This window comes from Bifidobacterium mellis, assembly GCF_000967265.1.
In the GTDB taxonomy this organism is placed as follows: Bacteria; Actinomycetota; Actinomycetes; order Actinomycetales; family Bifidobacteriaceae; genus Bombiscardovia; species Bombiscardovia mellis.
In genome coordinates this window covers 133,693-143,964 of the sequence record NZ_KQ033885.1, presented here as the reverse complement: position 1 = coordinate 143,964, position 10,272 = coordinate 133,693, and the positions used below count along the sequence as shown (strand labels likewise).

General features: G+C 55.9%; 6 protein-coding genes. 5 read left to right on the top strand and 1 reads right to left on the bottom strand.

What is annotated here, in order from left to right; translation table 11 throughout:
- Positions 1 to 30: 30 nt before the first annotated feature.
- The 4 genes from JF70_RS01050 to JF70_RS01035 all read left to right on the top strand — a co-directional run bounded on the left by JF70_RS01050 (position 31) and on the right by JF70_RS01035 (position 3,553).
- Positions 31 to 771 carry an SDR family oxidoreductase gene (locus JF70_RS01050; RefSeq protein ID WP_045934969.1) on the top strand — a complete coding sequence of 247 codons (741 nt, stop codon included), beginning with the start codon at positions 31 to 33 and terminating at the stop codon, positions 769 to 771.
- A gap of 111 nt (positions 772 to 882) precedes the next feature.
- Positions 883 to 1,251, top strand: coding sequence for a TIGR02328 family protein (locus tag JF70_RS01045; protein ID WP_045934968.1), 369 nt, complete (start codon positions 883 to 885; stop codon positions 1,249 to 1,251).
- 988 nt (positions 1,252 to 2,239) lie between these two features.
- Positions 2,240 to 2,830, top strand: a complete 591-nt coding sequence (locus JF70_RS01040; RefSeq protein ID WP_045934967.1) for an SAV1803-related protein — start codon at positions 2,240 to 2,242, stop codon at positions 2,828 to 2,830.
- A 138-nt stretch (positions 2,831 to 2,968) separates the two neighbouring features.
- A complete protein-coding gene (locus tag JF70_RS01035) occupies positions 2,969 to 3,553 on the top strand; it encodes a hypothetical protein (RefSeq protein WP_156149547.1) in 585 nt (194 codons plus the stop codon).
- Here the strand turns inward: JF70_RS01035 and JF70_RS01030 are convergent.
- Positions 3,540 to 4,790, bottom strand: coding sequence for an MFS transporter (locus tag JF70_RS01030; protein ID WP_045934965.1), 1,251 nt, complete (start codon positions 4,788 to 4,790; stop codon positions 3,540 to 3,542). The two genes, JF70_RS01035 and JF70_RS01030, sit on opposite strands and share 14 nt — an antisense overlap.
- A gap of 204 nt (positions 4,791 to 4,994) precedes the next feature.
- On the opposite strand from JF70_RS01030, the gene JF70_RS01020 reads away from it, so the two are divergent.
- A complete protein-coding gene (locus JF70_RS01020; protein ID WP_156149546.1) occupies positions 4,995 to 10,103 on the top strand; it encodes a Spy0128 family protein in 5,109 nt (1,702 codons plus the stop codon).
- Positions 10,104 to 10,272 lie beyond the last annotated feature (169 nt).

Sequence of the window (10,272 nt, the reverse complement as noted above, 5' to 3'; positions counted from 1 at the left end):
ACGACAGCACATCTCTATAAAGGAGTGGATATGACTGATCGTTTACAAGGTAAGGTAGCCATCATCACCGGAGGAACCGGCGGCATGGGCGTGGGCATCGCCGAGTGCTTCGTCCGCGAGGGAGCCAAGGTGGCCCTTACCGACATCAAGGAGAGCGATGCCTCCCGCAGCTTCATGCAGGAGCACCCCGGGCAGGTCGTCTTCCACACCCTGGACGTGACTGATGAGGACCAGTGGGTGTCCACCATCGACACCGTTGAAAAGGAGCTGGGCCAGCTGACCACCGTGGTCAACAATGCCGGCGTCGGCGACAAGGGTGTCACTATGGACGAGGAAAGCTACGATGACTGGAAGAAGATCATCGCCATCAACCTGAACGGGACCTTCCTGGGCACCAAGCATGGCATGAGGGTCATGAAGGGCCGCGGCGGATCCATCATCAACATTTCCTCCATCGAGGGATTCGTGGGCCTGAGCCGGGCCGGAGCCTACAACGCCAGCAAGGGCGGCACCAGGCTGCTGACCAAGTCCGCCGCCCTGGATTCCGCCAACAACGGCTACGGCGTTCGCGTTAACTCGGTCCATCCTGGATTCATCAAGACCCCTTTGATCAGCCAGAGCCTTGAGGACAGGATGAGCAAGCTGACGCCCCTGGGCCATATCGGCGAGCCCCAGGACATCGGTGAGATCTGTGTCTATCTGGCCAGCGACGAATCCAAATTCGCGCTGGGTGCCGAATTCGTTGTGGATGGCGGATTCATCGCCCAGTAAGGAATTGCAGTAGGAAATTGCCTCAACCCCTCCCCCGCTTATCCGCCTCACAGTAATGCAATTGGCTAGGCTGAAGGAGGGGTTCATCTATGACCCCAACGAGGGGGCGTCATGCGACTGTGGCATCAGGATCTGATCCGACTGCTTCCCAGACAGCAGCTGCTGGGCCAGCATCGGGAGATCACTGCACTGCGGGGCCTGGGCTGGGGTCGGCGGCATGCCACCGTTGACTATGTCTTCCACCACTCCCCGTACAAGCTCTTTCAATTTCATCTTCTAGTCATGGCAACGATGCACGAGCGTGGCTATCATCCCGATCCTGCCTGGCACGACCCGCTTTACCGCGGCAGGCACTGCCCACCATACAAGGATTTAACTGCCGTGCCGTTGACAGATCCCATCTTCCCCGAGCACGATGCAGCCTATCTGCAGGAATGCTTGGAGAATCTGGCAGGGAAAGGCATCCATCTTCCCCTCTGACGGTCGCCCCTCTCGACGGCATAGGATCGCTTATAACAAAATGTACGATCATACTTGGAACTATGTCGCAGATATTTAGGGAAGTGCCCGTGCCCATCATCGACGTTTTCAATCTCATATATTGATAAATTAGCCCCGTAGATGGGAAGGTACCTTTGAACAACTTGCTTAGTGATGGTCTTTCTGATGCGGATTCCTACAGAGTGAGACGGGAGTATATTACTGGCAGGTTTGACACTTAGCTTTCTCCTTGCGCTTTCTATGTTGCTTTGCACCCGTCTGGAACCTTTGAGTCCCCTCATCCCCCAGGATTCTGATTTTTCGACGCTGAGTGAGGCATATAGACGTCCCAACGGCATTATTACTGAGATACCAACAGACCCTTTCGGTGGTGATTGACGGACTTGAGATATTGAATGAGTTTAGTGGCATTCATCGTTTCGGACTCATGACACTGATCGGATATTCTGGAGTTGGGCGCGACCTGGAACATGCATACACGCCCTATGCCCTACGTTCGATTTAGACGAGCCAAATATCCCCTTATTTTTTCGATTATGCCAGCATGGAAGACCGGCCACAACGTACACGCACGCCGACAGCTTGGCAATGCATGACACAATTGACCCAAGATTACAGATTTGTGTTGGAGCGTCTGCGTGAACGTACCCGCCAGTGGGAACAGCTCATCGCATCATTTCAGTCGCAGATAGCCAACCAGAGTACCGCGATAAAGTCATTGAGGCACGTTCTAAGGAACAGCCAAAGCATCGGTTGGCATCGAGTAGATCGCTGTGGCATAGTATTTTCGGCTTGGATATCACCAGTAAATTCACCGATGCCTATTCCCGAAAGTGCAAAATTTGCCGCTCCACTTTAACCGAGTGGCATGTTTTATCCTTGATGAGTTAGCTTTAAGATACAAGACAGCGGTGTAGGGCGTTGTATTTATAAATCATTCTCAAGCTATATAAACAGGAGGGTCTGAGTGTACGGACTTGAACTTTTGCAGGGCACCTATCAAGAGGCCGTAAATGTTTTTTTGACCAAATATGGAGGGGCGACGGACGATTACTTTTCCGAGAAGTCTTATGCACGATTCAAAGCCGGGGAAATTAAAGCACCTACCAAGAGAAAGATTTCCCGCACTTCTGAGGGTTTGTATTGTCATCACATCGACGAAGACAAGATGATTATGATGGCATCGCCGGAATTTATCAGGTATCTGGACATTCCCTTTGATTACCAGCGTAAGAACCGGCTCGTATACTGCAATCTCATCGAGCATGGGATACTTCATCTGCTTATTGCTTCTGAGACCTGTGGCAGAGGATTCGAACTCGGTTGTCTGCCAGGTGTCGGTGGATATGTGAACTTCATACGTCCGAACCTTATTCAGTGGCTCATCGATGGAGTGGAGCCCAAGCTTCCTTGGCAGATAGCATGTCGTAACGCAGTATTCATGAACAGACATGCTGCTAAGAAAATGATTAAGCAAATGGACAGGTTTCTTTTCGACCATTATCCGTCTGTGACCAAGAAAGAGCTAAAGGAGGGCTGTGAAGCTTTCCAATACTGACGATGACCCCTTGCAAAGGGTCACCCCCAATTGTTAGTTGAGAACATACTAAAGCGTAAAAAAATAAATCATTAATTTCGCCAAGCCTTAACCACAGTTGTGGCTATTTCTGCGGCCATCGTGTGCTCCGCTTGGCAGATGAAGACGACCTTTGCCAAAGACGATGAACGGCGCAGCTATGACCTCTACTACACCCTGCTCAAAAAAGCTTCACGAGTTTATGTTTGGAAGTCCAAGACTGCTCGGAACGAGAATCAGGAGCATGTAGCCGATGAATGTCCAATCATCATCAACTACAGCGAAGGCACCATTCGCCAAGTCTCAATCCTGGTCCACTGGGATCTCCTGAAACACTCCCGTTTACGAGCCATCAACCTCCAGCACAACAAAGCCGACTATTACCGGGTGCCTGGATTCGGCATCATCACGCCTGGCGCACACTGCCAACGGCTGACTGGGTTATATCCTATGGATCCTGACAAACGATTTGTCTGGAGCCTGCCTACCATCTGCCCTAAGGACATCTTCGAATCCCCCCGCTTTTTGGACAAAGGCGATACTCAGGACCGCTGTCGACTGACTACTGTGGCCACAAAATTCACTGACGTGTACGGCAATATTCGGGAACGGCTGTTTGAATCCGAGTATCTGCCCAGAGACCGTACTTCGCCCGACAACCGGTTGGTGGAGTTCTGCCAACCGAAGAGCATCATTCCCGAGTGAGTCTGGACACCGTGGGCACCAGGAGGGTGACCGCCGCCAGCAAGAACGCCAAAGGCAACAGGGCCGGCCTGACACCGGTATGATCGGCCAGAAACCCGATAGCCGGAGGAATGATCCAGGAGACTCCGTAGTAGGCAGTGGAGATGACCGAAGCACGCTGGGCCGCCACGGCTGGATCCTTGGTTGCCAAAGTAGTGACAATGGGTACGCCCAGAGCAGCTCCGACACCCCAGATTCCAGTGCCCACAAGGCTCAACACAACAGAGGGCGAAAGAGCATAGACCAGGATACCCAGAGCCGAGACCAGGAGGGTCAGGACCAGCGAGCGCATGTTCCCCAACCGCTCGATCAGATGCGTCCCCAGCAACCTTGATACGATCATAGCTGCAGCGAAGATCGTGGGAGCAAGACCGGCTTGAGACTCAGGGACACCGAAGGCATCGACCAGGCCAATGCCGCTCCAGTCGTTGACGGCACCCTCGCTGGCCTCCAGGGCCACATTGATCAGGGCAAGCATGAGAACCAGGGCATCGCCCCAGGCCGCCAACTGCTTGCCGAAGGCGGACGATTGCCCTGCCCCCGCCTGTCGATCCGAACGTTCCTCGTCAGCGCCGCCCTTGTAATCACCCAGAGGCTGAACCGGGCAGAGCAGGACGCAGGCGACCACCAGTGCCAGGCTGACCAGCGCATTGACCGCCAGGTGCGCACCTATGGCTACACCCAGATGGGACAGGAGCGAGCCCAGTCCCAGGGCAAGAAACATGCCCAGGCTATATGAGGCATGGAAGCGCGGCATTATCGACCGAGAGGAGAAACGCTCCACTGCGCCGGCCTCGACGGTGTTGACCGTTCCCCAGAGGCTGATTCCCGCCGAATTGAAGAGCAGGCCTAAAACCACCCCAGGCACTGAGCGAAGGGTGACGGCCAGGGCCGCGATCACCATGCCCAGGCACCAGGTGGACGCTGCCAGCAGCATGGCCCGCCGCACACCCAGCCGATCGGTCAGAACCCCTGAGACCAGCATGCCGACCAGAGCGCCACAGCCGCCCAGGATGGTCATCAGAGCCAGGCCCGAAGGTTGCAGACCGAGACTGGCCTTGACTGTTGGCAGTCGAGAAATCCATGCCGAAGTGCCGATGCCCATGATGATGAAGAACCCATAAACAGCCGACCGCTCACGCATTCCATGACCCGGAAAATCGGCCATCGAGAGCCCATGATGATCCCGTTCACTCATGCGGGCCTCCTTGCTTTGTTCTTGGTTGACCCTTTTTCCCGGAGGCGCACAGCAATAGCGGAATCATAGCCAATGATTCTGTATACTGTTCCACAGCACTATTATCGGATGACTCGAGAACCATCGTAGACAGTCGACCGGATGACCTGAAGGGAATGCCAGGCCCGACGCCCCAAGCGGTCGTCGGCGCTCAAAAGGAGAAACGTGGCAAAGGGTAATTTGAGCGGTAAAGTCCTGGCCGGCCTGATGGCTATGGCCATGTTGATACCCACCATGGCCATAGCCGACAGTAAGCAGACGGCTGATGCCCAGACCGCCGCATCCATATCAACATCTCCAACAACACGTGTACAGCAGGCGACTGCGACAAACCAGACGTCGTCCACGTCGACCCAAACCTCTACTCCACAGTTGGACACTGCCACATCCGGGGCAGCCCAAACCACTCAGAAGTCGAAGTCAACCCCATCGAACCAGGCCGCGGCCATACAACCCAGCAGAAAGCCGACCGCCAAATCGGCAATCAAGGACATGCTGGACACCGACGACGCCGTGGTCACCACCCTGTCCCAGGCCTCACGCTCCACCGGCACGGCTCCTTTCGACAAGGACAACAACCCCGGCAACGACCACGATGCAGACAATGACATAGTGCGTACTTTCGATAAGTTGTCCTACACCTACTCTTTTGCCGTAAATACCCGCAGCGAGACAACCAGCTACCGCCGGGGCCGAATAGGCTTCCAATTCAAACTGAACCAGCCTGAGGATCGGGTCACCTTTGATGTGGATTCCATGGGCTGGGTGGACAATACGCCGGGATACCAGCCAAAGCAAATTACAGAGACCATCGACGGTCAACCGACACAGGTGCTAACCGTTTACCGGCTACTCACCGCCACAGAGAATTTGTCCACCGTTATTCCGGGATCCTCCAGCGTCACTCTGGTCCTCCGGGTCCGAAGCATGCCCAATGGCAGCAAATTCGCCCCCGAGATCCAGGCCTGGGGCGCTCCGGATGCCATCACCAAGACCGATCCTGCTTCGGCCACGTCCGATTCGGTCACTGTATCGGCCAAGCTCAATCTGAACCTGCGGATCACTGGCGGAACCAATGAAGGCTCCGGCAACCAGACCTTCGACTTCAACACCCCAGCCGCCGGCAATTACCCCAACCATGAGCTGGGCAAGCGCAAGGGGATCATCAGCAAGTTCAACTGGGCCGTTGACATGCGTTGGCCCGATCGGACCAAGGGTCTCAAGGGTCTGGAGGCTCCCATTGGCCCCATAACCTTTTCCCTGTCGCTGAGCAATTTATGGCAGACCGCTGGCGGAGATGCCTACCCGAAAATAGAGGATCTGCAACCCTACTTCTGGGACATCGGCACCATCGACGGCGACTTCAACAACAGCGGGCGCAACACCGGCGATCAGGGCTGGAGACCCACTCTCAGCAACTATGGCTATGCCCGATCCACGGGTGGCACGGCTGGGATGGACCGGGTCCAAGGCAATGGTCAATACACCGTGGCTGAACAGCGCAGCAGCCAGGGCCTCAGGCTGGACCTGACTTTGAAGGACTATGAAACCAACGATCCCTTCCCCTACCTGGGACACACTTATGCACGAGACACCAAGTGCACGCCTGCCCTGGCCTCGACTGACTGCACGCGACAGGAAGTGGCCGAAATCTCCACTGGTTACCTATATGTCTTCAACCCCTCCACTGTCGGCGACAAGGACGTGGCCAACTACTATGGACAGACCGGTCTCAGCTTGCAGAGCAAGGTCGACGACGGCGACCTGAGCGCGAAATCGCTATCAAACCAGTCTTTGCCCCCTGCCTCTGGCCCCACGGACACGTCAAACCAAACCGACCAGTCCGATGACATGTGGCACAACGTCATCTTCACGCAAGGTTCCAGCACAATAAAGGCAGGCATCAGCAACATCATTCAGTACAGTTGCATGACGGCTTCCAACTATTTTGATGACGGCGTGGACTGCGGGTGGTGGACTGCTCCTGACAATCTACGGGGGACTGACTCAGCAGTCGCAGGGACCCAAGTGCGGGTAACGGCCGGCTTCAACTTCAAAACCAGCAAGGCCGATCTGCCTCTGCTGGGAATGTCCTTGGTCAAGATCGACCCAAAGGTGGTTGGGCTACCTGCTGACTCCGACGGCCTGGATCTTCCCTGGGTCAGTGGCATCTGGCAGAACAGCAAATACGATGTATACGAGTCAACGAGCAATCAAAACCCGTTACAGGATCTGGTCATGTATGCCACCAAATCCGACGGGAAGGACTGGAAAAACGACACTGAGCAGGCCAATGCCGACATAGAGGATCTGAACTTTTATAGCACACAGGAGGAAGCAAAGAAGCATGGCATGGTTGTAGGCATGCTGCTGGGCGGGCGCACCGCCGCGCCCTCCAGGTTTGCCGAAGAGAATTCCCGATTCGGCTTCGGCGGATTTGTGATCAACGTCCTCCCCGACGCCAAGGTAGGTTCGGTAGCCCAGCTGACATCGGTTTCGCGCACCTTCACCCGCAGCCAATTAGCAGCTATGGCCGGGCTGGACCCTGAGAACTCAAGCGATCAGGAATGGGAGGACTGGGCCAGGAAACAGAACCCCTATGATCTGGCCAAAATCAAATCTCCCGACTTGGCCACGTCGGTCGGCGGCTATACCAAGGCCCGCTATGATCAAATGAACGGTTACCTGGGCGGGGACACCGGCGGCAATGAACACGGGGACAGCCTCTATATAGCCGGCGAAACCAACACCATCTCCAACGCCGTAGCACAAACAAGCACCAATTCCAGACCCAAAGAATACTTTGACATAGACAGCGATCAACGGTTCGTTGACTGGCGGCTAACCATCAACACCGGCAGTTCAGCTTCCCAAGCCAACAAGGGCGCCCAAACCGAACTCTACATCACCGACAAACTACCAGCAAAGCTCCACTACATCCCCGGCAGCGCCCGATTGGGCGGCACATATACGGAAGCCACGCCTGAAATGGGCCACATAGAGGGCGGAACCGCCTGTGAGCCATCAGTGAGCACGGACTCCGCAACCGGAATCACCACTCTGTCCTGGACACTGACCAACATCCCTGTGGACGGCAACAGCCGGGTCATCCACTTCTCCACCTCCCTAGGCGACCTGACTGACCCCGGCAAAGACATCGGTCCCAACGAGGACCTGACGACCTCTGCCACAGTCCAGTCAAAATACAATATGTCCCAGCCCAACACATACTTGAAGACCGCCGACTCCTTCACCATCCACGCCTGGCGGACCAACACCACCAGCCTTTCCACTTCGGCCGTACAGGATACCAATGAAGCCGGTGCACCAATCGGCTTCACCAACATGCTGAGCAGCACCCCAGGCAGTGGCAAGCAGCATCACTATGCCATCGACATCATGCCGTACAAGCAGACAAGCGGCAAACCCGACTTCCACGGGGAACCTACTTTTGCCGATATGAGCATAAAAGCCTCGGCGGGGGCTGGTCTGAGCGGAGTCACCATCCGCTACACCACAGATTCTCGATGGCGGGTGAATGACACGAGTTCCATACAATCCCAGGATTACCTCTCTTGGGACGCGGCTGACTTGAACCCAACAAGTGGCGAAGTGAAAATGCCTGAAAACGCGGTCGCCTGGGCCTTCATCATCGATGGGCAGCCCAACCAATTCCGCTATGAGATTACCTTCCATATAAACCCTGGAAACAACTCCTCCGGCGACCGCTATCGGAATCGCTGGGGCAATGCACTGAACCAAATGCCTGCCCAGGCCATGGTTGTCCAGCGTTCCATCAGTGGCATCGTATGGTACGACGTCAATGGGGACGGCATCCGCTCCTCGGAAGATATTCTGCTTAAGGATGTCAAAGTGACCCTGTTCAACGATACTGACGACAAGCCTGCCAAGTCGGTCGTCACCCCACATGATGATCTGAGCACAAAATCTGATTCCCGGGGCAAGTACGAACTGACCAATATACCGGCAGGGAAATTCCACCTGCGCTTCGACCCCGCTCCGAACACGAACTGGACCCACCTGACTACAACAATCCAAAAGGCCGACACAGCCACCCAGAGCGAAAACTCCTCAGCCAGCGACTTTCTGGAGGACGGGACCATGAAAGGCGCCGTCATCAACGATATTGAGTTCCAGAAGGCCGAGGATATGGTGGACGCAGCCAGCCAATCCCTGGATTTCAACAACTGTGGCCTGACAGGAATGATGGACACCGATGAAGTGTCTGCCGGAGTCGAAGTACGGATCCAAGGCAGGAACTGGCTCGGTACAGACTCCTTCGCGTTGAATGTCGAACCCCTGGATGGCGCACCGTCTGCAGCGTTGCCCAGCCAAATCACCATCAACGCCGACAACCAAAATACCCAGGTGCCCGTCAACGTGTATGATTTGCCCGGCGATGGCGGCTACAGGTATCGTATCCACCAGGAAACCGGCTCCATTCCTGGCCTGACGTATGATCAGAACGCTGCAATCCTGACCATCACTTTGACAACCGATGCAGCTCGGTTACACCGTACCGCCAAGGCGCAGTGGACCGACAGCAAGGGCAGCAAGATAGACACGGTGGTCTTCACCAACACCTACCAGGCCAAGCCGGCCACGGTCAAGCTCACAGCCTTCAAGCACCTGGAAGGCCGGGACCTGAAAGCCGGGGAGTTCGACTTCCTCCTGCAGAACACGAAGGGCGGCAAGCCGACCCAAGCATCCAACAAGGCCAACGGGACCGTCGAATTCCCCGAACAGACCCTGTCCGAGGCCGGCGACTACACGTACTCCGTGAGCGAGGCCCGGGGCAGCCTGCCCGGCATCACCTACGACCAGGACACGCACCAGATCACCGTCCACGTCACCGACGACCAGCAAGGCCAGCTCCAGACCACCGTCACCGGCAACAACCCCACCTTCACCAACACCTACCAGGCCAAGCCTGATAAGCCGGATAATCCCGATGACCCTGGCAACTCTGCAGGACATGACAAGCCGAATCCGCCGGTAGAACCGAGCAAGCCGAGCGAGTCCGATCATGCACCCAGCAAACCGGATCAAACCGGTTCCAATAGCCAAAAGACGGCACCAGGAAGCCAATCTTCTGATGGCCAGGCGAAGTCCTCTACGGATTCCCAAGCCCTGGCCGCCTCAGGCTCAGACCCAGTCATACCTGCAGCGCTGACTTTCGGCACTGCCGTCCTCGGCCTGGCGCTGATGTGCCTGCCTCGGCATCGCAGGGATCGAGAGGCCGACCTAGGCTGATAGTTGACCGCATGCGAACACAGCCGGACACGTTTCTCACTAATGACAGCCACCTATGGCGAACCTCACGGTTCCCTGCCCCTATCCGCAGACGAAATTTGGTATTCTTGCAAGTGGAAGGAATCTTGCATCCAGAGGTCACCGTCGACGATGGACGGTCACCTGAACG